Source organism: Dickeya sp. CFBP 2040, assembly GCF_012273755.1.
GTDB classification, from domain to species: domain Bacteria; phylum Pseudomonadota; class Gammaproteobacteria; order Enterobacterales; family Enterobacteriaceae; genus Dickeya; species Dickeya poaceiphila.
The window spans coordinates 1-25,422 of sequence record NZ_JAAVXH010000028.1; the positions used below are offsets into that span (position 1 = coordinate 1).

21 protein-coding genes are annotated in these 25,422 nt (G+C 54.6%); 7 read left to right on the plus strand and 14 right to left on the minus strand.

Going from position 1 to position 25,422, the window contains the following annotated elements; genetic code table 11:
• Positions 1 to 167: 167 nt before the first annotated feature.
• From sucD to sdhC, 8 genes are all read right to left on the minus strand, one after another.
• Positions 168 to 1,040 carry a succinate--CoA ligase subunit alpha gene (sucD, locus tag Dpoa2040_RS03785; RefSeq protein ID WP_042869547.1) on the minus strand — a complete coding sequence of 291 codons (873 nt, stop codon included), beginning with the start codon at positions 1,038 to 1,040 and terminating at the stop codon, positions 168 to 170.
• Positions 1,040 to 2,206, minus strand: coding sequence for an ADP-forming succinate--CoA ligase subunit beta (gene sucC, locus Dpoa2040_RS03790; RefSeq protein ID WP_042869545.1), 1,167 nt, complete (start codon positions 2,204 to 2,206; stop codon positions 1,040 to 1,042). The genes sucD and sucC overlap by 1 nt, the downstream gene beginning before the upstream one ends.
• 139 nt (positions 2,207 to 2,345) lie before the next feature.
• Positions 2,346 to 3,572: a 2-oxoglutarate dehydrogenase complex dihydrolipoyllysine-residue succinyltransferase gene (gene odhB, locus Dpoa2040_RS03795; RefSeq protein ID WP_042869543.1), complete on the minus strand. Its 1,227-nt coding sequence runs from the start codon at positions 3,570 to 3,572 to the stop codon at positions 2,346 to 2,348.
• A 17-nt stretch (positions 3,573 to 3,589) separates the two neighbouring features.
• Positions 3,590 to 6,397 (minus strand): 2-oxoglutarate dehydrogenase E1 component, encoded by a 2,808-nt coding sequence (gene sucA / locus Dpoa2040_RS03800; protein ID WP_042869541.1) that lies wholly within the window; start codon positions 6,395 to 6,397, stop codon positions 3,590 to 3,592.
• 242 nt (positions 6,398 to 6,639) lie between these two features.
• Complete coding sequence (locus tag Dpoa2040_RS03805) at positions 6,640 to 7,356, minus strand: succinate dehydrogenase iron-sulfur subunit (protein WP_168640366.1); 717 nt, start codon at positions 7,354 to 7,356, stop codon at positions 6,640 to 6,642.
• Between the two features lie 18 nt (positions 7,357 to 7,374).
• Positions 7,375 to 9,141, minus strand: coding sequence for a succinate dehydrogenase flavoprotein subunit (gene sdhA / locus Dpoa2040_RS03810; RefSeq protein ID WP_168640367.1), 1,767 nt, complete (start codon positions 9,139 to 9,141; stop codon positions 7,375 to 7,377).
• Entirely contained in the window at positions 9,141 to 9,488 is a 348-nt protein-coding gene (gene sdhD, locus Dpoa2040_RS03815; RefSeq protein ID WP_042869535.1) for a succinate dehydrogenase membrane anchor subunit, read from the minus strand. Before sdhD ends, sdhA begins: the two co-directional genes overlap by 1 nt.
• Positions 9,482 to 9,871: a succinate dehydrogenase cytochrome b556 subunit gene (gene sdhC / locus Dpoa2040_RS03820; RefSeq protein ID WP_042869532.1), complete on the minus strand. Its 390-nt coding sequence runs from the start codon at positions 9,869 to 9,871 to the stop codon at positions 9,482 to 9,484. The genes sdhD and sdhC overlap by 7 nt, the downstream gene beginning before the upstream one ends.
• A gap of 657 nt (positions 9,872 to 10,528) precedes the next feature.
• Between sdhC and Dpoa2040_RS03825 the strand changes: the two genes are divergently transcribed.
• Complete coding sequence (locus tag Dpoa2040_RS03825) at positions 10,529 to 11,815, plus strand: citrate synthase (RefSeq protein ID WP_168640368.1); 1,287 nt, start codon at positions 10,529 to 10,531, stop codon at positions 11,813 to 11,815.
• A 121-nt stretch (positions 11,816 to 11,936) separates the two neighbouring features.
• On the opposite strand, the gene pxpA is transcribed toward Dpoa2040_RS03825, so the two are convergent.
• The 6 genes from pxpA to Dpoa2040_RS03855 form a co-directional block, all read right to left on the minus strand.
• Positions 11,937 to 12,674 (minus strand): 5-oxoprolinase subunit PxpA, encoded by a 738-nt coding sequence (gene pxpA / locus Dpoa2040_RS03830; RefSeq protein ID WP_042869528.1) that lies wholly within the window; start codon positions 12,672 to 12,674, stop codon positions 11,937 to 11,939.
• Positions 12,664 to 13,593 (minus strand): 5-oxoprolinase subunit PxpC, encoded by a 930-nt coding sequence (gene pxpC, locus Dpoa2040_RS03835; protein ID WP_168640369.1) that lies wholly within the window; start codon positions 13,591 to 13,593, stop codon positions 12,664 to 12,666. Before pxpC ends, pxpA begins: the two co-directional genes overlap by 11 nt.
• Entirely contained in the window at positions 13,587 to 14,246 is a 660-nt protein-coding gene (gene pxpB / locus Dpoa2040_RS03840; protein ID WP_168640370.1) for a 5-oxoprolinase subunit PxpB, read from the minus strand. Before pxpB ends, pxpC begins: the two co-directional genes overlap by 7 nt.
• A gap of 63 nt (positions 14,247 to 14,309) precedes the next feature.
• A complete protein-coding gene (locus tag Dpoa2040_RS03845; protein ID WP_168640371.1) occupies positions 14,310 to 15,053 on the minus strand; it encodes a type 2 GTP cyclohydrolase I in 744 nt (247 codons plus the stop codon).
• Between the two features lie 31 nt (positions 15,054 to 15,084).
• Positions 15,085 to 16,515, minus strand: coding sequence for a deoxyribodipyrimidine photo-lyase (gene phrB, locus Dpoa2040_RS03850; RefSeq protein WP_168640372.1), 1,431 nt, complete (start codon positions 16,513 to 16,515; stop codon positions 15,085 to 15,087).
• A gap of 283 nt (positions 16,516 to 16,798) precedes the next feature.
• Positions 16,799 to 17,005: a YbfA family protein gene (locus Dpoa2040_RS03855; RefSeq protein ID WP_146411416.1), complete on the minus strand. Its 207-nt coding sequence runs from the start codon at positions 17,003 to 17,005 to the stop codon at positions 16,799 to 16,801.
• A 436-nt stretch (positions 17,006 to 17,441) separates the two neighbouring features.
• Between Dpoa2040_RS03855 and kdpF the strand changes: the two genes are divergently transcribed.
• Genes kdpF through kdpE form a run of 6 tightly spaced genes read left to right on the plus strand, consistent with a single transcriptional unit; the run spans position 17,442 to position 25,361 of the window.
• Positions 17,442 to 17,531 carry a K(+)-transporting ATPase subunit F gene (kdpF, locus tag Dpoa2040_RS03860; protein WP_080578346.1) on the plus strand — a complete coding sequence of 30 codons (90 nt, stop codon included), beginning with the start codon at positions 17,442 to 17,444 and terminating at the stop codon, positions 17,529 to 17,531.
• Complete coding sequence (gene kdpA, locus Dpoa2040_RS03865) at positions 17,531 to 19,216, plus strand: potassium-transporting ATPase subunit KdpA (protein ID WP_042869515.1); 1,686 nt, start codon at positions 17,531 to 17,533, stop codon at positions 19,214 to 19,216. The genes kdpF and kdpA overlap by 1 nt, the downstream gene beginning before the upstream one ends.
• Positions 19,217 to 19,230: 14 nt before the next feature.
• The gene (kdpB, locus tag Dpoa2040_RS03870; protein WP_042869513.1) at positions 19,231 to 21,297 is read left to right on the plus strand and encodes a potassium-transporting ATPase subunit KdpB; all 2,067 of its coding nucleotides are present in this window, start codon (positions 19,231 to 19,233) and stop codon (positions 21,295 to 21,297) included.
• 15 nt (positions 21,298 to 21,312) lie between these two features.
• Entirely contained in the window at positions 21,313 to 21,888 is a 576-nt protein-coding gene (gene kdpC / locus Dpoa2040_RS03875; protein ID WP_168640373.1) for a potassium-transporting ATPase subunit KdpC, read from the plus strand.
• A 57-nt stretch (positions 21,889 to 21,945) separates the two neighbouring features.
• Positions 21,946 to 24,675, plus strand: a complete 2,730-nt coding sequence (gene kdpD / locus Dpoa2040_RS03880) for a two-component system sensor histidine kinase KdpD (protein WP_042869509.1) — start codon at positions 21,946 to 21,948, stop codon at positions 24,673 to 24,675.
• On the plus strand, positions 24,672 to 25,361 hold the full coding sequence (gene kdpE / locus Dpoa2040_RS03885; RefSeq protein ID WP_168640400.1) for a two-component system response regulator KdpE: 690 nt from the start codon (positions 24,672 to 24,674) through the stop codon (positions 25,359 to 25,361). The genes kdpD and kdpE overlap by 4 nt, the downstream gene beginning before the upstream one ends.
• The last annotated feature ends 61 nt before the right edge of the window (positions 25,362 to 25,422 follow it).

Sequence of the window (25,422 nt, forward strand, 5' to 3'; positions counted from 1 at the left end):
AATTAATGCAACAAATGTTATTTTATTGTTGCCGTTATGATTAAATATCTTTTCTTTCAGGCTGAATTTTTGCGACAAGATTCAAATATAAAAAAGGCCACCCAAGGTGGCCAAAACATGTCGAACTTTAAACATTAAAACACTACTTCCGATACGCTGTACCCGGCTTAACGCGCCAGTACCGTTTTTACCGCATCGCCGATGTCAGCCAGACTACGCACTGTCTTAACGCCGGCAGCTTCAAGGGCAGCGAACTTGTCATCCGCCGTGCCTTTGCCACCTGCGATAATCGCACCGGCATGACCCATTCGCTTGCCTTTTGGCGCAGTCACACCAGCGATGTAGCCTACTACCGGCTTGGTAACGTGTTCCTTAATATAAGCTGCCGCTTCTTCTTCTGCAGTACCACCGATTTCACCGATCATCACGATAGCTTCGGTCTGCGGATCCTGCTCGAACAGCTTGAGAATATCGATAAAGTTAGAACCTGGAATAGGGTCACCACCGATACCTACACAGGTTGACTGGCCAAGACCAGCATCCGTAGTCTGCTTCACCGCTTCATAGGTCAACGTACCTGAGCGAGAAACGATACCCACCTTGCCCGGTAAATGAATGTGACCCGGCATGATGCCAATTTTGCAGGCGCCCGGTGTAATTACCCCAGGACAGTTCGGGCCGATCATACGCACACCGCTCTGCTCCAGCTTCACTTTCACCGTCAGCATATCCAGCGTTGGGATACCTTCGGTGATGCAGATAACCAATTGAATACCGGCATCAATGGCTTCCAGAATAGAATCTTTACAGAACGGTGCCGGTACATAAATAACCGATGCCGTCGCGCCAGTGGCTTCTACCGCTTCACGCACGGTGTTGAATACCGGCAGCCCCAGATGTTCAGTGCCGCCTTTACCTGGCGTCACGCCGCCAACCATCTGCGTACCGTAGGCAATCGCCTGCTCAGAATGAAAAGACCCCTGGCTACCGGTAAAACCCTGGCAGATGACCTTGGTGTTTTTATCGATCAGAATGGACATTATTTACCCTCCACTGCAGCAACCACTTGCTGAGCCGCATCCGTCAGGCTGGTCGCAGCAATGATATTCAGACCACTGTCCGCCAGTTTTTGCGCTCCCAGTTCAGCATTATTGCCTTCCAGGCGCACCACTACCGGAACGTTCACACCCACTTCAGCTACCGCGCCAATAATACCGTCGGCAATCAGGTCGCAACGCACGATACCACCGAAAATATTTACCAGTACCGCTTTTACCTTATCGTCGGACAAAATGATTTTGAACGCTTCGGTCACACGTTCTTTGGTTGCGCCGCCGCCCACGTCAAGGAAGTTAGCTGGTGAACCACCGTGCAGCTTCACGATGTCCATGGTACCCATCGCCAGACCTGCGCCATTCACCATGCAACCGATGTTGCCATCCAGCGCGACATAGTTCAGTTCCCACTGCGCCGCATGAGCTTCGCGCGCATCTTCCTGGGAGTGGTCACGCATTTCGCGCAGTTCCGGTTGGCGGAACAAAGCATTACCGTCAGCACCCAGCTTGCCGTCCAGACAAACCAAGTCTCCCTGTTTGGTGATAACCAACGGGTTGATTTCTACTAACGCCAGATCACGTTCCAGGAACAGCGTCGCCAGCCCCATGAAAATTTTGGTGAACTGAGCTACCTGCTTGCCATTCAAGCCCAGCTTGAACGCCAGTTCACGTCCTTGATACGGCTGAGGGCCGGTCAATGGATCCAGTGCAACTTTGTGAATCAGGTGTGGTGTTTCTTCTGCAACTTTTTCAATCTCAACGCCGCCCTCGGTAGAGGCCATGAACACCACTCGACGAGTACCACGATCAACAACCGCGCCCAGATAAAGCTCTTTATCAATATCTGTCGCACCTTCCACCAGAATCTGATGAACCGGCTGACCGTTGGCATCCGTTTGATAGGTTACCAGACGTTTACCCAGCCAGTTTTCAGCAAAAGCGCGGATCTCTTCTTTGCTATTAACCAGTTTCACACCGCCAGCCTTGCCGCGACCACCAGCGTGCACCTGACATTTAACAACCCACGGACCGGCACCAATCTTGGATGCAGCTTCTTCCGCTTCGCGCGGTGTTGTGCAGGCGTAACCGGTCGGTGCCGGTAAACCATACCGAGCAAAGAGCTGTTTTGCCTGATACTCATGTAAATTCATGATGTTATATCCATTTAAGTTTGAAAAAAGTCCAGAGACTCTCTGTCGTGGATAACGCCGCCGCTCATTCGCAACGGCCTGCATAGCACATAATTAAAGGCAGCAGAGCGCAGGTCAGCCGCCTTTAATCTGCAACGGGTCAGACATCCAGCAGTAAGCGTGCCGGGTCTTCCAGCATCTCTTTAACTGTAACCAGGAAACCGACTGACTCCCGACCATCAATCAGACGATGATCGTAAGACAGCGCCAGATACATCATTGGCAGGATCACAACCTGGCCATCCACCGCCATTGGGCGATCTTTGATGGCATGCATCCCCAGAATTGCACTTTGTGGCGGGTTGATAATTGGGGTTGACATCAGAGAACCAAACACGCCGCCGTTGGTAATGGTGAAGTTACCGCCGGTCAGCTCTTCAACAGTTAATTTACCGTCACGGCCTTTTACCGCCAGCTCTTTGATTTTCTTCTCGATTTCAGCCATACCCAGCAAATCGACATCTTTCAGTACTGGCGTTACCAGACCGCGCGGGGTCGACACAGCGATACTGACGTCAAAGTAGTTATGGTAAACCACATCTTCGCCATCAATAGACGCATTCACTTCTGGATAACGTTTTAATGCCTCAACCACAGCTTTGATATAGAAGGACATGAAACCCAGACGCACGCCGTGGCGTTTTTCAAACGCCTCACCATACTGCTTGCGCAGATCCATAATCGGTTGCATGTTGACTTCGTTGAACGTAGTCAGCATAGCGGTACTATTTTTCGCTTCCAGCAAACGCTCGGCTACGCGCTTACGCAGACGAGTCATAGGAACACGTTTCTCGCTACGGTTCCCCAACGCTGGTGCAGAGGAAGCCGGCGTGGCAGCTGACGCCTGCGCCGGTTTGCTGGCAACCTTCTGACTAGCCAGATGTTTTTCCACGTCTTCACGAGTGATACGCCCACCAACACCGCTACCTTTAATGGCAGAGGCATCCAGATCGTGCTCCGCAATCAGGCGGCGAATCGCCGGACTCAACGCGTCGTTATTTTCATCTTCCAGTCCAGCAGTATGGCGCTGTGCAGGCGTTGATTCTTTGCTCTGTGCTTTTTCGCTGGTTTCTTTCCCGGAGTTGTCTCCAGGGCGCAAACGACCCAGCACCTGGCGAGATGTTACAGTGGCACCTTCTGCTTCCAGCACCGCTTCCAACACGCCGGCTGCAATTGCAGGAACTTCGAGTACAACTTTATCGGTTTCAATCTCAACCAGCACGTCATCTCGCTGGACGCTATCGCCCGGTTTCTTGTGCCAGGTAGCGACAGTGGCATCAGCTACTGATTCAGGCAGATCAGGTACAAGAATATCTACGCTACTCATCATCTATCCTTATTTATTTAATTAACGTTCAGCGCGTCATCAACCAGAGCTTGCTGTTGTTTCTGGTGTACGGACATATAGCCAACGGCGGGTGAAGCAGAGGCCGGGCGACCGGCATACCGCAACGAGGCGCCAAAAGGAATCGCCTCACGAAGGTGGTGCTGGCTGCAATACCATGCACCCTGGTTCAGAGGCTCTTCCTGACACCAGACAAAATCATGTACGTGGGCGAATGGTTCAAGCGCAGCCTGTACAGCCTGATGCGGGAACGGATACAACTGTTCAATACGCACTATCGCCACATCGTTCTGTTCATTCTTGCGACGCTGCTCCAGTAAATCATAGTAAACCTTGCCGGAACACAGCACGACACGCTTCACTGCTTTTGGATCCAGTTCGTCAATTTCCCCTATCGCGGGCTGGAACTGTCCATTAGCCAGTTCATCCAGCGTGGAAATCGCCAGCGGATGGCGCAGCAGAGATTTCGGCGACATCACCACCAGCGGACGGCGCATACCGCGCAACGCCTGGCGACGTAACATATGGTAGACCTGCGCCGGCGTTGACGGAACGCAGACCTGCATATTCTGCTCGGCACACAGTTGCAAATAGCGCTCAAGGCGTGCAGAGGAGTGCTCTGGTCCCTGACCTTCGTAACCGTGCGGCAGCAACATGACCAGACCGCACATACGACCCCATTTCTGTTCACCGGAACTGATGAACTGATCAATCACCACCTGCGCGCCATTGGCAAAGTCACCAAATTGCGCTTCCCAGATAGTCAGCGTACGTGGTTCGGCTGTGGCATAGCCGTATTCGAACGCCAGCACGGCTTCCTCAGACAGCACCGAATCCCAAACATTAAAAACCCCCTGGGCATTGTGAACATGCGCCAGCGGCGTATAAGTGGAACCCCCTTTCTGGTTGTGTACCACCGCATGACGATGGAAGAAGGTACCACGACCGGCATCTTCGCCAGACAGGCGAACAGGAATGCCTTCATCCACCAAGGTTGCGTACGCCAGCGTTTCAGCGCCACCCCAGTCAAACAATTTCTCACCCGCTGCCATTTCAGCACGGTCGTTATAAATCTTGGCGACACGCGGTTGCATTTCCAATGCTTGAGGCACTTCACTGATACGCCGAGCCAGTTCCTGCAGACGCTTGGTTTCCACTTTATGCGGATAAGGCTCGTCCCACTCATGGTGGAGATAAGACATCCAGGTAAAGGACTGCATATCCATTGGACGCCACTCATCTACCACGCATTCACCAGCATCCAACGCATCGCGGTAAAGGTTGACCATCTCGGTAGCATCTTCCAGCGTTGCCACCCGATGTTGCTCCAGGCGATCAGCATAAATTTTACGAGGCGTCGGATGTTTCTTGATCTTCTGGTACATGACCGGCTGGGTAGCGCTCGGCTCATCAGCTTCGTTGTGGCCGTGACGGCGGTAACAGACCAGATCGATGAATACATCACGTTGGAAGGTATTACGGAAATCCAATGCCAGACGAGTAACAAATGCCACCGCTTCAGGATCATCAGCATTGACGTGGAAGATCGGCGCCTGCACCATCTTACCGATATCGGTACAGTATTCTGTAGAACGTGCATCGCGCGGATTAGATGTGGTAAAACCAATTTGGTTGTTGATGACGATGCGAATGGTTCCGCCTACCTCATAACCACGAGCTTTGGACATATTCAGGGTTTCCTGAACTACGCCCTGACCAGCAATCGCAGCATCGCCATGAATGGTGATCGGCAGCACCAGCGAACTACTGGGGTTGTCCAGACGATCAATACGGGCACGTACCGAACCCATTACCACCGGGCTTACAATCTCCAGATGCGACGGGTTAAACGCCAGCGCCAAATGGACCTTACCACCTTCGGTTTCCATATCCGATGAGAAACCCTGATGGTACTTCACGTCACCTGTGCCAAGATGGTCTTTGTGCTTACCGGAAAACTCGTCAAACAGATCCTGGGTTTTTTTCCCCATCACGTTCACTAGCACGTTGAGGCGACCACGGTGGGCCATCCCCATCACCACTTCGCGCGTACCATTTTTACCCGCGTGACGGATCATTTCCTTCAACATCGGGATCAGCGCATCGCCCCCTTCCAGCGAGAAGCGCTTGGCGCCAGGGAACTTAGCCCCCAGATAGCGTTCCAGCCCTTCAGCAGCCGTTAATTCTTTCAGGAAACGTTTTCTTTCCTCAACAGTAAAACTTGGCTGCCCTACCACCGATTCAATACGCTGCTGAATCCAGCGTTTTTCCTCGGTATTGGTGATATGCATATATTCCGCGCCAATCGAGCCGCAGTAAGTCTGCTTAAGCACCGCATACAATTCGCCAAGCGGCATAGTTTCTTTGCCGATAGCGAACGAGCCGACGTTAAAGCTCTCTTTCAGATCATCATCAGTCAGGTTGTGGTAAGCCAGTTCCAGATCCGCTACATGTTCCTGCTTCCACAAGCCCAGTGGATCAAGATCAGCATTCTGATGACCACGGAAACGAAAAGCGTTAATCAGCTGCAATACTTTAACTTGCTTGGCATCACTGTCAGGGTCAGTAATGGAAGAAGTATAACGAGAAGCATCCTTCGCCAGACGCCGAAAATAGTCGCGGGTTTTGGAGTGAAGTTGGTCCGGTTTAACCCCAGTGGTAGGAAGTTGTTGAAAAATCGAACGCCAGCTGTGATCGATAGAATCTGGGTCGGTTAAAAAATCTTCATAGAGCTGCTCTATGTAGGACTGGTTCGCGCCCGCCAGATAGGAGGAATCCAGCCAGGCCTTCATTGCGCCGTTCTGCATTGTGATCCCTTAAGCTAATAAGCTTTAGTTTTCGCCGTGGTTAATATGTCTTATCTTGCCGTTATAAAACGGATGACCGTAAAACGGTTCACTTACTGTGCCTGGTTACACGCACAATGCGGATATTCCTATCCCGAAGGAACCTTTAAAAGACGGTTCAGGCGCGTGAGCCAGCTTTTAAAGGTTTCCTGTCGTTCCCCCGCGTTAAGGCGGGGGAACAATTTGCTATATACGTCTGAAACTCAAGCGCTACGCTGCAACAACATCGATTTGATGTGACCGATAGCTCGCGTCGGGTTCAGCCCTTTCGGACAGACGCTGACGCAGTTCATGATGCTGTGACAACGGAATACACTGAAAGCATCATTCAGGTCATCCAGACGTGCTTTGGTTTCCGTATCACGGCTATCAATCAGGAAACGGTATGCTGCCAGCAGACCTGCAGGCCCGACAAACTTATCCGGGTTCCACCAGAACGACGGACAGGATGTAGAACAGCAGGCACACATGATGCACTCGTACAACCCATCAAGTTTCTCCCGTTGCTCCGGCGATTGCAGGTGTTCGCGGGCTGGAGGATTTTTCCCATTATTCAACAAGTAAGGTTTGATTTTCTCATATTGGGCATAGAACTGTCCCATGTCTACTACCAAATCACGCACAACCGGCAGCCCCGGTAGGGGGCGGATCACAATTTTGCTATTGCCATTGCGCAGACTGGACACAGGGGTAATACAAGCCAGCCCATTCTTGCCATTCATGTTCAAGCCATCAGACCCGCACACACCTTCACGGCAGGAGCGGCGAAACGCCAACGTTGGGTCCTGCTCTTTGAGGAGGATTAACGCATCCAGCATCATCATGTCGCGGCCTTCTTCCGCTTCCAGCGTATAATCCTGCATGTGCGGAGCGTTATCGACATCCGGGTTGTAACGATAAATGGAAAATTCAAGTTTCATCGCTTTCTCTCCGCAAAATTAATAGGTACGCACTTTCGGCGGGAACGCCGGACGCAGTTTAGGCTGCATGTTCACCTCACGGCGCGTCATGCTTTCGGTTTGCGGTTGATACAGCGAATGGCATAACCAATTCTCGTCATCACGATCAGGATAGTCGAATCGGCTGTGGGCACCACGGCTTTCAGTACGGAAATTTGCTGATACCGCAGTGGCATAAGCCGTTTCCATCAAGTTATCCAACTCCAGGCATTCGATACGCTGGGTGTTAAACTCGCTTGACGAGTCGTCCAGACGGGCATTTTTGAGACGCTCGCGGATCACTTTCAGTTCTTCCAGCCCTTTCGCCATGGCGTCGCCTTCACGGAAGACCGAGAAATTGTTCTGCATACACGATTGCAACGCTTTGCGGATTTCCACCGGATCTTCACCTGAACGGGAATTATTCCAGCGGTTAAGGCGTTCCAGCGAGGCTTCGACATCAGAATCGCTGGCATCACGGGTTGCCCCCTGTTCAGCCAGAGACTCCTGCAGGTGCATACCGGCTGAACGACCAAACACCACCAGGTCGAGCAGCGAATTACCGCCTAAACGGTTGGCACCGTGTACCGATACACAGGCAATCTCACCCACGGCGAACAGACCCGGAATCACCACGTCTTCGCCCTTCTCATTCACTGTCAAGGCCTGACCGGTAACCTTGGTCGGAATACCGCCCATCATGTAATGGCAGGTAGGAATAACCGGAATCGGCTCTTTCACCGGGTCTACGTGAGCAAAGGTACGGGACAATTCCAGAATCCCCGGCAGACGGGACTCAAGCACTTCTTTGCCCAGATGATCCAATTTCAGTTTGGCATGTGGGCCCCACGGGCCATCACAACCACGGCCCTCGCGGATTTCAATCATAATGGAACGAGCGACCACATCGCGCCCAGCCAGATCTTTGGCATTAGGTGCATAACGCTCCATGAAACGCTCACCGTGTTTGTTCAACAGGTAACCGCCCTCGCCGCGGCAACCTTCGGTCACCAGCACGCCGGCGCCGGCAATTCCGGTTGGATGGAACTGCCACATTTCCATGTCCTGCACCGGAACACCCGCACGCAGCGCCATGCCGACACCATCGCCCGTGTTGATGTGGGCATTGGTGGTGGATTGATAAATACGACCTGCACCACCGGTTGCCAGCACCGTGGCGCGGGCTTTGAAATAGACGACTTCGCCGGTTTCAATGCAGATAGCCGTGCACCCGACCACAGCGCCATCCTGGTTTTTCACCAGATCCAGTGCATACCATTCGGAAAAAATCGTCGTGTGGTTTTTCAGGTTCTGCTGATACAGCGTATGCAACAGCGCGTGGCCGGTACGGTCCGCTGCCGCCGCAGTACGGGCAGCCTGCTCGCCGCCGAAATTCTTGGACTGACCGCCGAACGGGCGTTGATAAATACGACCATCATCGAGACGGGAAAACGGCAATCCCATGTGTTCCAGCTCCAGAATCGCTTCCGGACCGGTTTTACACATATATTCAATCGCATCCTGATCACCGATATAGTCGGAACCTTTTACGGTGTCATACATGTGCCATTCCCAATTATCCTCGTGGGTATTGCCCAGCGCTACCGTAATACCACCTTGAGCAGATACGGTATGAGAACGGGTCGGGAACACTTTTGACAACAGGGCACAAGACAGCCCCATTTGGGAAATCTGCAGCGCAGCGCGCATACCTGCACCACCTGCGCCGACAACAACGGCATCAAACTCTCTGACTGGCAAATTCATTAGGCACCCCACACCACAACAGTTCCATAAATGACGTACACCAACAAGGCGACCACGATAGCCAGCTGCAAAGTCAGCCGGACAGCCAGCGGTTTGATGTAGTCAGTCAACACCTGCCACATCCCGATCCAGGCATGGACCAGAATGGCGAACAGCGTCAGCAGGGTGAACACCTTGGTGAGATGCATGGCGAAGAAACCACGCCAGACTTCATACGTGATGTGACCCGCACTGGCCACAAAACCAACGATATAAAGGACATACAGCACGATGACGATGGCAGAAGCGCGAAGTAACAACCAATCGTGTACGCCATTACGCCCCAATGCGGAGGCATTGCTTACCATACGAGGACTCCAGCCAAAAATGAAAGCACGACAGTAATGATGAAAGAGATTTTTGCAGAACGAGATCCCGCTGCGAAGTTTTCTTCGATATAGCCGAAATCCATCAGCAGATGACGCAGACCACCTACAATATGATAGGCCAGTGCGGTCAGGATGCCCCAGACAATGAATTTCACGATGAAGCTGCCCATGATAGCCGCTGCTTGAGCAAATCCTTCTGGTGAAGAGAGTGAGAGGCCGAGCAACCACAACAGAGCACCCACAGCAACAAACGTAATAACGCCGGAGACACGGTGAAGAATAGATGCTATCGCGGTAACGGGGAATCGGACCGTTTGTAGATCCAGATTGACAGGTCTTTGTTTTTTCACGAGTTTGCCCACACAGCTTTTATTATTTTCTTCCTCCGGACCTGTTGTGGGGTCAGACAGTGTGAACGATGAGATGATGCTTGTCTCTGTCAATGCGCGGCTGAATAACTGTCCTTTATTTTCATCCGCACAAACCGATCACACTGGGTGCTCCTACTGCAGGGTATTCCGGAGACCTGGCGGCAGTATAGGCACTTCACATTCCCATTACAATTACCCTACAAACTGTTTGGGCACATTTGCCCTGAACAGTGATTAAGATCACGAATTTCACAATTTATATAAAATTAATTATCTGATTTGACAAATCTTAAACATTTAAATTACAACTAAGGCCCAAGAAATCCTTTGTCCTGTTTGTTAAAGCTTATCGGTAACGCTTTCCCATTCATCAAAGTTATGTAACAGTGGAAAGCAAAGTCCCCCTGAAAAGTGATAAGTACTAGCTATAATTAGAGATAGTAGGACAGGGTTAGTACCCAAGCAGGGAGAGTAACGTGTTCATCCTGACTGTGGTCGTATGGCGATACAGTCAACTCTGTACCCGGTCTGTTCCTAACTTACAGAGTGACACCTGGTCTGTTTCCTTTGTCCAGCGTGCGGGCATGACGGTATTTCTGCAGTGACAAATTTTTAAAATTAAAGATTAAAGCGCTAAGGAGACTGTAAATGGCTGAAAAAAAAGCAACACTTACAATAGACGGTAAAGACGCTATTGAGCTAAATGTCCTGTCTGGTACGCTTGGCAACGATGAAATTGATATTCGTAGCCTCGGTTCTAAAGGTTATTTCACATTTGATCCCGGTTTCACTTCTACCGCATCCTGCGAATCCAAGATCACTTACATTGATGGCGATCAGGGCATTCTGTTACATCGTGGTTACCCTATCGCACAACTGGCGGAGAAATCTAACTATCTGGAAGTCTGTTATATTTTGCTGTTTGGCGAAGCACCGACACAAGAGCAGTATGACACCTTCAAAACCACTGTTACTCGCCACACCATGATTCACGAGCAGATTACGCGTCTGTTCCACGGCTTTCGCCGCGACTCTCATCCCATGGCGGTACTGTGCGGCGTAACCGGTGCGCTGGCAGCCTTCTATCATGATTCGCTGGATATCGCTAACGAGCGCCATCGTGAGATTGCCGCCTATCGTCTGCTGTCAAAAATGCCGACCGTGGCGGCGATGTGTTACAAATACTCCATTGGTCAGCCGTTCGTGTATCCGCGCAATGACCTGTCCTACTCTGGTAACTTCCTGCGTATGATGTTTGCAACGCCGTGCGAAGAGTATGTCGTGAATCCGGTGCTGGAACGCGCCATGGACCGCATTCTGATTCTTCATGCAGACCATGAGCAGAACGCTTCCACCTCCACCGTGCGTACCGCCGGGTCTTCCGGTGCCAACCCATTCGCCTGTATCGCCGCGGGCATCGCTTCGCTATGGGGACCGGCTCACGGCGGCGCCAACGAAGCCTGTCTGCGCATGTTGGAAGAGATCAGCTCGGTTGAGCATATTCCAGAATTCATCAAACGCGCCAAGGACAAGAACGACTCGTTCCGCCTGATGGGCTTTGGTCACCGTGTGTACAAGAATTACGACCCGCGCGCCACCGTTATGCGCCAGACCTGCCACGAAGTGCTTAAAGAACTGGGTACCAAAGATGACTTACTGGAAGTGGCGATGGAGCTGGAAAACATCGCACTGAACGACCCGTACTTCATCGAGCGCAAACTTTACCCGAACGTAGACTTCTACTCCGGCATTATCCTGAAAGCCATGGGAATTCCGTCTACCATGTTTACGGTGATTTTTGCTATGGCACGTACCGTCGGCTGGATTGCTCACTGGAGCGAAATGCACGACGACGGGCTGAAGATTGCTCGTCCGCGTCAGTTGTATACCGGTCATGCCGAGCGCGATTTCACGCCATTAACGACCAAACCTTAAGCACAACGGCGCTATCTGCATACCAGATACTCAGGTCGGGTTTTTTACCCGACCTTTTTTAAAAGTGAAATATAGACATCTCGCCTTTCAGCCACAGAAAAAGCTGGCCATTATTTCCTGATTATCGGGCCATAACCTGTATGCCGTACTGAACAAAACTTTCCCGTAGCCGACGGGCAAAGCTCAGCGCATGAGCATTGTCACCATGCAAACAAACGGTTTCTGCCTGCACCGCAACCCAACTGCCGTTACTGGCACGCACCCGCTGACGCTGCACCATTTCCAGTGTCTGAGCCAGCGCCAACTCGTCACTACTGATCACAGCAGCAGGCTGATCACGCGGCACCAGCGAACCATCGGCCTGATAGTTACGGTCAGCGAAAACCTCCTGACGGGTTTTCAGTCCGGCGCGTTTACCGGCACGAATCAGCTCACTCCCCGCCAGCCCGACCAGACATAACGACGGATCAACTGCCGCCACCGCATGGGCAATGGCCTCTGCCAGCGCGGGGTCGCGCGCCGCCTGATTGTAGAGCATACCGTGGGGTTTGACGTGAAACAGGCGTGCACCTTCTGCTTTGATAATCGCTGCCAGCGCGCCAATTTGGTATAGCACCTGTGCATAAACCGTTTCCGGCGGCACATTCATCGCCGATCGACCGAAGTTTTCACGGTCGAAAAAACTTGGGTGAGCGCCAATTGCTACACCATACTGGATAGCCCAGCGCACTGACTGACGCATCATGTCAGCATCGCCGGCATGAAAACCGCAGGCGATATTAGCAGAGGAAACCAGTTGTAACAGCGCCTCGTCATGTTGGCCGCCCTCTCCCAAATCAGCATTCAAATCAATTACCATGTAGCCTCCAAGCCAATTGTTCCAGATAGCGGTGCTGCTCTTGTAATGCTCGCTGTGCCTCATCCAGAAAACAACGAATAAAGTGAACCGGTTCACCCAGGCGCAACTGCGCCATGTGGTACAAGTCAGCTTCAATCACACAGCCAATGCGTGGATAGCCGCCAGTCGTTTGGGCATCGGCCATCAGCACAATCGGCTTACCGCTGTGCGGCACCTGAATGACCCCTGGTAGCAGACCATGCGACAACATTTCCCGTGGTTTTTCAAGCATCAACGCCGGCCCCAACAGACGATACCCCATACGGTTGCTCTGTGGGCTAAGATGCCAGCCAGTACGCCAGAAATTGTCGCGCGCCGCTTCACTGAACGCCTGATACTCCGGCCCTGGCAATACACGTACCCGATTGCTGAACAGTAGTTGCTTAACCCCGACAGAACGGCCAGGCAAACGCCACGGTTTTCCCAGTGGCAAGGTATCGCCATCCGCCAGTGGGCGTCCTTCCAGTCCACCGATTCCGGCGTTGAGATCGGTACTGCGCGAACCGAGCACTTCCGGCACCGCAATACCGCCAGACACCGCCAGATAACTGCGCATCCCATTGCGCGGCGATCGCAGACGCAGTGTCTGCCCCTTTTGTACAGCGAAGCACCACCCGGTCCACAACGTTTTACCATCCAGTACGGCGTGGCAGTCTGCACCGGTCAACGCTATCCAGCACGGCGTGGTAAATGTGACCACCAGTTGCCCCAGTGTAATTTCCAGCGCCGCCGCGTTCGTTTCATTCCCCACCAACAGATTGGCAAGTGTTAGCGCCGGGCTATCCAGCGCGCCGCACTGGCTGATGCCTAATTGTCGCCACCCCGTACGCCCAAGATCCTGGACCGTGGTCTGCAATCCTGCCCGGATAACTTTCAGCATACGCCCTCCCGCTGGGGTACGAAACGCACCCGGTCCCCCGGTTTGAGCAGCGTAGGCGGCGTTTGCATCGGCTGGAACAACGCCAGCGAGGTGCGGCCAATCAACTGCCAGCCACCCGGTGTGCTGAGTGGATAAACACCGGTCTGGCTGCCGCCGATGCCTACCGAACCGGCAGGCACCTGCAGGCGTGGTTCGGCGCGGCGCGGTGTAGACAGTGCCTCATCCAACCCGCCAAGATAGGGGAAGCCGGGCTGGAAACCGAGGAAATAGACCACATAACGCCCGGCGGCATGACGCTCCACCACCTGTTGCGCAGTCATGCCACAGTGTTCCGCCACGACATTCAAGTCTGGCCCGTGTTCGCCGCCATAGATTACCGGAATGTCTACCTCACGCTGTTGTACGTCGGTAAGCGAGTCACTCTCTTCCCACCAGCGTTGCAGCCGCTCAATAGCATCCAGCGCCTGTTGACCAGGGTTCCTGAGCACCACCGTCAGGTTGTTCATGCCGGGAATCACCTCGCTGACATCATCGTGCCCGGTCAAACGCTCCGCCAGTCCCCAGATCCGCTGCTGGCTTTCCAGCCTCAGCGGTGGTTCCAGCTCCAACACCACCGTTCTCTCACCCAATAAATAACAGCGTGCGCGTTGCATTTTTCCTCCCGCCTGATGTCATCTGCCTCATTCCGCTATTGCATCATGTACGTCCAGCCTCAATTACGCCGGATTGGGGATATCAATAAATGTCACCTCAAAGCCGTGTTGCGACGCCAGCCACTCGCCTAATGCGCGGATACCGGCTCGCTCGGTTGCATGATGACCGGCAGCATAGAAATGCAGCCCCATTTCACGGGCGGTATGGATGGTTTTTTCCGACACTTCGCCGGTGATAAAAGCGTCAACGCCAAAATCAGCCGCCTGATCGATAAAGCTTTGTCCGCCGCCGGTACACCAGGCAATACGCCGGATCTGCGCAGGCGCATGGTCGCCGCAATGCAGAACCGGTCGCTCCAGCACCGTTTCCAGCCTGTGACGTAAATCGTCACCGCTGCAAGGCTCGGCCAGTTCACCGTATGGCAACAGCGACTCAATTTCCCCCTGCACCCGAATATCCAGCATCGCCGCCAGCCGGGCGTTGTTGCCCACGTCCGGGTGGGCATCCAGCGGCAGGTGGTAACCATACAGGTTGAGGTTATTCGCCAGCAGGGTTTTCAGGCGCTGACGTTTCATGCCGCGTATCACCGCCGGTTCGTTGCGCCAGAAATAGCCGTGATGCACCAGCACCGCATCAGCCTGCTGCGCTACAGCGGCATCCAGCAATGCCTGGCAGGCAGTGACGCCGGTGACAATACGCCGTACCTCGCTGCGCCCTTCCACCTGTAACCCATTAGGGCCGTAGTCCTGAAACGCCGCCACATTGAGAAAGCCGTTAATCAGGCTTTCCAGTTCAGTATTACGCATAGTTTTGTGCTCCTTGTGTCTGTTGTGGCGATCATGCCGTTTCATTCTTTTTAGCGGCGTCGAATGCCGCCAGTGTACGCGTACGTGCCTGTTTATGGTCAACAATCGGCGCTGGATAGTCGATGCGTCGGTGCTGACGGGCCGCCCAGTCATGAGGATGATGAATCTCCTTGCCCGGAATCTGCGCCAGCTCCGGTACCCAGCGTCGGATGAACTCGCCGTCCGGGTCGAAACGCTCCCCCTGCGTGGTAGGGTTGAAAATACGGAAATAAGGCGCGGCATCGGTGCCGGTGGATGCCGCCCACTGCCAGCCGCCGTTATTGGCCGCCAAATCGCCGTCCAGCAACTGGCTCATGAAATAGCGCTCGCCTTCACGCCAGTCGATCAGCAGGTCTTTCACCAAAAAACTGGCGCATATCATCCGTAGTCGGTTGTGCATCCAGCCCGTCTGATTCAACTGCCGCATCGCCGCATCAACGATGGGATAACCGGTTTCTCCCCGCTGCCACGCCGCCAGCTCATCTGGCGCGTTACGCCACGCGACACGCTGCGTCCAGCCAATAAACGGCTGGTGCTTGCACAACACGGGGCTGAACACCAGCAGGTGACGGTAAAACTCGCGCCACACCAGCTCGCTGAACCAGACAAACGCACCGCTTTCTAGCCGGGTTAACCAGTCCGGGTGTTCCACACGTAGCCGATTGAAACACTGACGTGGCGACAGTACCCCCAGCGCCAGATACGGCGACAACTTGCTGGTCGCGGCTCGCGCAGGCTGGTCACGCTGTTCATGGTAGAACGCGACCTGCTCGCGGCAGAACTGGCGCAGGCGCTGCAAGGCAGCTGGTTCTCCAACCGGGAAATCGGCGTGAACGTCGGTTTGCGGATAGTCGAACGGCGCCAGCGATGAGAGCACGACATTCCCCTGCTGGCGGGCTGCCGGCGCAGGCATCGAACTGACATCAGATTGTTGCAGACGTTTGATAAAGGCCGCACGAAATGGCGTAAACACCTTGTACATGTCGCCAGACGCGGTAACCACGCTGCCAGGCGGCAACAACAGGCTGTCGTCAAATCCGCGGCAATCGGTCACCCCCGCCAGCGCCTGTTCCAGTTGTTTATCACGCTGACGCTCATTCCACTCATACTGACGGTTGTAAAATAACTGCGTTACCTGACGCTCACGGCAGAAATCTGTTAGCCAACGCACACTGGCGGCAAAATCATTACACTGATGGTAGTGCAGCGGGATACCTTTCTCCCGCAGCACTTGCTGCAAACAACGCAAATTACCCAACAGGAAAGCAGCCTGACACGACGCCATCGTATGGCTGGCCCACTGTTGCGGCGTGGCGATAAACACCGCTTCAACCCGTGCTTCAGGGTCCTGACAGGCGGCGTGCAACGCCAGATTATCGGTAAGGCGTAAATCGTGACGAAACCAAACCAGATGTGTAGTCATGAACCATCCTTAACGTACTGCTGAAAAATAAGTGCCCATACCGTAACCGCAGCGCCTGCGGGTAAGAATCGGAGTCGCGCTGCTGCCCGACAGTCATGGTATCTCCTTGATTAAAAGAGAATGCTATCGCAATAGCATAGCAGAGCCTATGACAGCTACGCAGAGGAAGGAGGTCAGATAGTCAGCAAAAGAGACAGGAAAAGAGACAGAAAAAAGAGACGAGCGCTAACAACCGCACGGAAGAAAAAACAGCCACAGGTGGCTTCCCTGAGCGGATAGTCAATCAGTAAAAATAGCTGGCAGCATGTTCAGACTGTTCCAGCCACACCGGCTTGTCGCTGGTCTTAAGCCAGACGCGATGCAAGTAGCTATAAAAACGAGCGCGACCACGCCAGAACACCATCACCGGCAACGCCGCCAAACCAAGCAGCACTACAGCGGTTCGACGCAGAACGACCCGGTACCAAGGATAAATAACATAGGACATCATAGCGGCTCCTGATTAAAGGGTTATCTCTGATTAAATTTTACACTCATCGGACCAGATAACAACACAGAAATTGACTATTTTTTCATACTCATCAATAAGTTAAATTTTAGTTAATTTTTTCGCCACCCAAAGTTAAATGTAATTATACGGACCCAACATGTCAGACAGACTGTCAGTACCGGTGGGCCATCCTCCGCTCCTGTACCTCGCTCTGGCCTATCAATAGCCTAACTGACGTATTTTTCACCATTTTTATACTTTTTTTACGCTCACCCCACGGAAATTTGCACCTTCTTTTTTCTACTCTGCGTAGCCTGAGCGCTGTAGGAAGAATCTCATTTTCAAGCGTATAGAACCGGCCAGATGCCGTTGCGCGGTAAGTTTGAACCGTGGGAAACGACCGGATGATAGTTTGTCAACACCGTTGGAGGTGACTGTGAATATTGGCTTGGTGGCAGGCGGTATACTGGTGGTACTGCTGCTGGTTTACCTTTTCTATGCATTGCTCAACGCGGAGGAATTCTGATGCCCAGCGATGCTTTTTTATTGATCGTCAGTCTGTTTGCGATCTTATTGGTGCTGGCACAGCCGCTTGGCCAGTTTATGGCCCGGCTGGTAGAAGGCGAAACCGGCGTATTGCAGCGCTACGAGCTGAACGTGGCCCGGCTATGTGGCTTTTCAACCCGCGAAATGAAGTGGCAACACTACGCCATCTCGATTCTGGCGTTCAACCTGTTGGGCATCGCACTGCTGTTCGTGATGTTGATGTATCAGGACAGGTTACCGCTGAATCCACAGCAAATGCCGGGCCTGTCATGGCATCTGGCGCTCAACACCGCGATAAGTTTTGTGACCAACACCAACTGGCAGGCTTACAGCGGAGAAAACACCCTCAGCTATTTCAGCCAGATGGTGGGGCTAACGGTACAGAACTTTCTGTCCGCCGCCACCGGCATCGCAGTAGCTTTTGTACTGATGCGCGCGTTTGCCCGCCGCACCACCCAGGAACTGGGCAACGCCTGGCTGGATCTGTTGCGCATCACTCTGTATCTGTTGCTGCCGATTTCACTGCTGCTCAGCCTGTTTTTCATCAGTCAGGGGAGCATCCAGAACTTCCTGCCTTATCAGCATCTCACCACGCTGGAAGGCGCATCACAGGTGCTGCCGATGGGACCGTTGGCCTCACAGGAAGCGATTAAAATGCTGGGCACCAACGGCGGCGGCTTTTTCGGCGCTAACTCAGCGCATCCATTCGAAAACCCGAATGCGTTGACCAACTTCGTGCAGATGTTGTTCATGCTGCTGATCCCCGCCGCGTTGTGCTTTACCTTTGGCCGGGTAGTGAATGACCGCCGTCAGGGGCATACCTTACTATGGGCCATGTCACTGATGCTGATTGTCGCTACCACGGTAGTCATGTACGCCGAAGTCAGCGGCAACCCGCATCTGTTATCACTGGGTGCAGACAGCGCACAAAATCTGGAAGGAAAAGAGTCTCGCTTTGGCGTGCTGGCGTCAGCTTTTTTCGCGGCTATCACGACGGCAACATCCTCCGGCGCAGTCAACGCCATGCATGATTCGTTCACCGCGCTGGGCGGCCTGATCCCAATGTGGTTGATGCAGATTGGCGAAGTGATCTTCGGTGGTGTGGGTTCCGGTTTCTACGGCATGTTGGTGTTCGTGCTACTGACGGTATTTATCGCCGGGCTGATGATTGGCCGCACCCCAGAGTATCTTGGTAAGAAAATCGAAGCCTGGGAAATGAAGATGGCGGCACTGGCGATTCTGATTACCCCGGCACTGGTATTGCTGGGCACCGCGCTGGCACTCAGTACCGAAGCGGGTCGCGCGGGTATTCTGAACCCTGGGGCGCACGGTTTTAGCGAAGTGCTGTATGCCTATTCCTCTGCTGCCAACAATAACGGCAGCGCCTTTGGCGGTCTCAACGTCAACACCCCGTTTTACAACCTGACGCTCGGCATCACGATGCTGCTGGGGCGTTTCTCATCGCTGATTCCAGTACTGGCGATTGCCGGTTCGCTGGCGGCGAAAAAACGCCAGCCGGAAACCAAAGGATCGCTGTCTACTCGTGGCCCGCTATTCATCAGCTTGCTGATCGTCATCATTTTGCTGATCAGCGCACTGAACTTTATCCCTGCTCTGGCACTGGGTCCTGTTGCCGAGCAGTTACAGTCAAGTCTGGTTCACTGAGCCGGAGAAAAAAGATGATTCGTAAACAGCAAACGATTTTTGATTCTGCCCTGTTGCGTAATGCGCTGGTGGATGCGGTAAAAAAACTCGATCCGCGCATCCAATGGCGCAATCCGGTGATGTTCGTGGTGTATATCGGCAGCCTGCTGACTACCGGTATCTGGCTGGCAATCGTCAGTGGGCAAACCGCCGGCAACGCCGGGTTTACCGGCGCAGTGTCGCTGTGGTTGTGGGTGACGGTACTGTTCGCCAACGTTGCCGAAGCGCTGGCGGAAGGCCGCAGCAAGGCGCAGGCAGAAACCCTGAAAGGGGTAAAAAAAACCAGTTGGGCCAATAAACTCTCTGCGGCGCATCACGATGCCGCGACCCAAAAAGTACCGGCTGACAGCCTGCGCAAAGGTGATGTAGTGCTGGTGTCGGCAGGGGAGATGATCCCCTGCGACGGTGAAGTGCTCGAAGGCGGCGCCTCGGTGGACGAAAGCGCCATCACCGGCGAATCCGCACCGGTTATCCGCGAGTCCGGCGGCGACTTCGCATCCGTGACCGGCGGCACCCGCGTGTTGTCTGACTGGCTGGTCATTCAGTGCACCGTCAACCCCGGCGAAACCTTTATCGACCGGATGATCGCCATGGTGGAAAACGCCAGGCGCCGTAAAACGCCGAATGAAGTCGCGCTCACTATCCTGCTGGTGGAACTGACCATCATCTTTCTGCTGGTGGTCGCCACGCTGTCGCCGTTCTCCTGGTTCAGCGTGATGGCCAACAACAGCGGGTCGGTCATCAGCATCACGGTACTGGTGGCGTTACTGGTGTGCCTGATTCCCACCACCATCGGCGGATTGCTGTCAGCTATCGGCATCGCTGGCATGAGCCGCATGTTGGGCGCTAACGTCATCGCTACCAGCGGTCGTGCGGTAGAAGCCGCCGGCGACATTGACGTACTGTTGCTGGACAAGACCGGCACCATCACGCTCGGCAACCGTCAGGCATCCGCGTTTCTGCCAGCGCCAGGCGTCAGCGAACAATCACTGGCCGACGCAGCGCAACTGGCCTCGCTGGCCGACGAAACCCCGGAAGGCCGCAGCATCGTGGTGCTGGCTAAACAGCGTTTTGGCCTGCGTGAACGCACACTACAGGATCTGGACGCCACCTTCGTGCCGTTTTCGGCGCAAACTCGGATGAGCGGCGTCAATATTCAGGGCCGCACCATCCGCAAAGGCGCGGTAGACGCGCTGCGCCGCTACATTGAAGCCAATCAGGGTCAGTTCCCGGCAGAGGTGGACGACGCCGTCGCCAGCGTGGCACGTAAAGGCGGCACCCCGCTGGTGGTAGCCGAAGGTAAACGCGTACTGGGTGTGGTGGCGTTGAAGGATATCGTCAAAGGCGGTATCAAGGAGCGCTTCGCCGAACTGCGCAATATGGGCATCAAGACGGTGATGATCACCGGCGATAACCCGCTGACCGCCGCGGCCATCGCCGCCGAAGCCGGCGTGGATGACTTTCTGTCGGAAGCCACGCCGGAAGCCAAGCTGGCACTGATTCGCCAGTATCAGGCGGAAGGCCGTATGGTAGCGATGACCGGCGACGGCACCAACGACGCCCCGGCGCTGGCACAGGCCGATGTGGCGGTGGCAATGAACTCCGGCACACAGGCGGCTAAAGAAGCGGGCAACATGGTGGATCTGGATTCCAACCCCACCAAACTGATCGAGGTGGTGCACATCGGCAAGCAGATGCTGATGACCCGTGGTTCGCTCACCACCTTTAGTATCGCCAACGATGTGGCTAAGTACTTCGCCATCATCCCGGCTGCATTCGCCGCCACTTACCCGCAGTTAAACGCGCTGAACGTGATGCACCTGCACTCCCCTGCCTCGGCGATGCTGTCGGCAGTGATCTTCAACGCGCTGATTATCGTGTTCCTGATCCCGCTGGCGTTGAAGGGGATCAGCTATAAGCCCATGAGCGCCGCCGCGCTGCTAAGCCGTAACCTGTGGATTTACGGGCTGGGTGGTCTGCTGGTGCCGTTTATCGGCATTAAGCTTATCGACCTGTTCCTGACCATCACCGGACTGGCATAACCGAAGGTAATCATCATGAATTATATCCGTTCTTCTCTGGTGTTATTACTGCTGATGACCCTGGTAACCGGCGTTGGTTATCCGTTGCTGGTCACCGCATTGGGGCAATCGCTGTTTCCGGCGCAGGCCAGTGGGTCCCTGCTATACCGGCAGGGCAAGCCGGTTGGTTCAGAGCTGATTGGGCAAGCGTTCAGCCGTAACGGATACTTCCAGGGTCGCCCGTCCGCTACCTCGGACAGCGCCTACAACACCATGGCATCAGGCGGCAGCAACCTTGCCGTTAGCAACCCGGCGCTGGACAAAGCCGTCAGCCAAAACGTAGCGGCCTGGCAACAGCGTCATGGTGACAACGATGCCGTCCCGGTGGACCTGGTCACGGCATCGGCCAGTGGTCTGGACCCACATATTTCAGTCGATGCGGCGGTCTATCAGGCCGGTCTGGTCGCAAAAGCACGCGGCCTGTCGCTGGACCAGGTGGTGCAATTAATCAATCGCTATACCTACACGCCACGGCCCGCATTTATCGGTACGTCAGTGGTGAATGTCGTAGAATTGAATATGGCGTTGGACCAGCTTAAACCGCTACCCTGATTAAGGAACCACGTTAACGTCAGGGCACAGTAATGACCGATAAGGAACAGAACAGAAATGACCGACGAGGAACAACGTCGCCCCGACCCGGATAGCCTGCTGAGCCAGATTGAGGAACAACCGCGCGGCAAACTGAAAATCTTCTTCGGAGCCTGCGCCGGCGTAGGTAAAACCTACGCCATGTTGCAGGAAGCGCAACGCCTGAAAGCACAAGGGCTGGATGTACTGGTCGGCGTAGTGGAAACCCACGGGCGCAGCGAAACCGCCGCACTGGTGGAAGGCTTGCCATACCTGCCGATGAAGAAAATCAGCCATTATGGCCGCCATCATCATGAATTCGATCTGGATGCGGCGCTGGCACGCTGCCCGGCGCTGATCCTGATCGACGAACTGGCGCACAGCAACATTCGCGGCTCCCGTCATCCCAAACGCTGGCAGGACGTACAGGAGCTGTTGGATGCCGGCATCGACGTGTTCACGACCGTCAACGTACAGCATCTGGAAAGCCTCAACGATATCGTTGGCGGCGTCACCGGCATCCGGGTGCGGGAAACCGTACCCGACCCGATTTTTGACGATGCCAACGAAGTGGTGCTGGTGGATCTGCCGCCTGACGACCTGCGCCAACGACTCAACGAAGGCAAAGTCTACCTGCCCATGCAGGCAGAACGCGCCATCGAAAATTTCTTTCGCAAAGGCAACCTGCTCGCCTTACGCGAACTGGCGCTCAGGCGTATGGCCGACCGGGTGGACGATCAAATGCGGGCGATGCGCGCCAGCCAGGGGCGTGAACGGGTCTGGCATACCCGCGACGCCATCTTGCTGTGCATCGGTCGTGGTGTGGGCAACGAAAAACTGGTTCGCACCGCCGCCCGACTGGCTGCCCGGCTGGGCAGCATCTGGCACGCGGTCTACGTCGAAACACCACGCTTGCATCGCCTGCCGGAAGGCGAACGACGCGCTATTCTGCGCGCGCTGAAGCTGGCGCAGGATCTGGGAGCAGAAACCGCAACGCTCTCTGATCCGTCGGTGGAGCGCGCCGTGTTGCGCTACGCCCGCGATCATAATCTGGGTAAAATCGTGATTGGCCGTCACACCGAACAAAAACTCGGCTGGTGGCGTCGTACCCGCTTCGCCGAGAAACTCGGCAAGCTAGGACCAGACCTCGATTTGGTGGTGGTTTCGGTACAAGACGATGCCACACCGCCCCCACCCAAGACGCCGGATATCCGGGGAATAACGGACAAGTGGCGACCACAACTCTACGGTTGCGGTGTTGCCGCCCTGCTCTGTGCGTTGATCACGCTGCTGGCGCTGTGGTCGCCGTTTTCCATGCTGGAGCCGGTCAATCTGGTAATGCTCTACCTGCTGGCGGTGGTGATTGTCGCACTGTTTTATGGCCGCTGGCCGTCGGTGTTCGCCGCTATCATCAACGTCGCCAGTTTTGATCTGTTCTTTGTGGTGCCGAAAGGTACCTTCGCCGTCGCAGATGCGCAGTATCTGGTTACGTTTGCAGTGATGCTGACCATCGGCATTCTGGTGGGGAATCTGACCGCCGGGGTACGTTATCAGGCCCGCGTCGCCCGCTACCGAGAGCAGCGGGTGCGGCATCTGTACGAAATGTCCAAGGCGCTCAACCGCAGCCTGTCGGTCGAGGATATCGCCAAAGCCAGTCATCATTTTCTGCGTTCCACCTTTCAGGCCAAGATCGCCATTTTGCTGGCTGAACCGGTATCCTCCCCTACAGCGGAGTTGCAGCAGGTCGCGCTCGACGAACCCGATCAGTTGATCGTTGACCGGGCTATCGCCCGCTGGAGTTACGATCATGCCGCCACTGCCGGCGCGGGCACATCCACACTACCGGGCGTTCCCTATCAATTGCTGCCGCTGGCGACGCCACAGCTGACTTTTGGCGTTATCGCCGTCGAGCCGAATAACGTTCGTCAATTGATGATCCCGGAACAACAACGCATGTTGGAAACCTTTACTGTACTGATCGCCAACGCGCTAGAGCGCCTGCATCTGGTCAACAGCACTGAAAATGCGCGTCTGGATGCCGAACGCGAGCAACTGCGCAACTCACTGCTGGCAGCATTATCCCATGACTTACGCACGCCGCTGACGGTCCTCTTCGGTCAGGCGGAAATCCTGACGCTCAATCTGGCCTCAGAAGGTTCACCGTATGCCCCACAGGCCAGCCAGATCCGCCAACACATCCTCAGCACCACGCGTCTGGTCAACAACTTGCTGGACATGGCGCGCATCCAGTCTGACGGCTTTAATTTGCGTAAAGAGTGGCAAACGCTGGAAGAGTTGACCGGAAGTGCATTGCGGCAGTTGGAAAACTCACTGGCAAGCAATACTATTCAATTACGATTGCCGCAGGACATGACTCTGGTGTACTGCGACGCCAGCCTGATCGAACGGGTGTTGATTAACCTGCTGGAAAACGCCATCAAATACGCAGGCGAGCAGGCAACCATTATTATCTCGGCCAGCCGGGTATCCTCATCGGTTTCTGGCGACCTGCTGGAAGTGCAGATTCAGGACAACGGTCCCGGCATTCCGGTCGGTCAGGAAAAAATGATTTTCGACAAGTTTGCCCGCGGGCATAAAGAATCCTCCATTCCCGGCGTCGGGCTGGGATTGGCGATTTGTCGGGCGATTGTGGAGATTCACGGCGGACGAATCTGGGCCACCAACGCAAATGAGGGTGGCGCAGTGTTCCATTTTACGCTGCCGCTGGGTGCGCCACCGGCGCTCGAACCTGAAGAGATGGAGTCCTGACCCTGTTACAGACCAACATTCTGATCGTAGAAGATGAAAAAGAGATCCGGCGTTTCGTGCGTAACGCGCTGGAAGGTGAAGGCTGTCGCGTGTTTGAAGCCGAGACGCTGCAACGGGGATTGATAGAAGCCGCCACCCGCAAACCGGATCTCATTATTCTTGATCTGGGTCTGCCCGACGGCGACGGCATTGATTACATCCGTGATCTGCGCCAATGGAGCGCCATTCCGGTTATCGTGCTCTCGGCGCGTACCGACGAACAAGACAAGATAGACGCGCTGGATGCCGGTGCCGAAGATTACCTCACCAAGCCGTTCGGCATTGGCGAATTACTGGCGCGTGCGCGGGTGGCACTGCGCCGTTTTAGCACCCCTCAGCAGGAAACCCCATTGATTACGTTTTCAAATGTCACCGTGGATTTGGTGAATCGTCAGGTCATGCGCAATCAGCAGGAACTGCACCTGACGCCGATTGAATTCCGGCTGTTGTCCACCCTGCTCGCCAGCCCAGGCAAAGTGTTGACGCAGCGCCAACTGCTCAATCAGGTCTGGGGTCCTAACGCCGTGGAGCACAGCCATTATCTGCGGATTTATATGGGACATTTGCGCCAAAAACTGGAAGACGACCCAACCCGGCCACGACACTTTCTGACTGAAACCGCTATCGGCTACCGGTTTATGCCCTAAACTCGCGCTGATTTCCGCCGGCGCATTGCTGGTGGCGTTGGGATAACCGCCTGACAGGCCA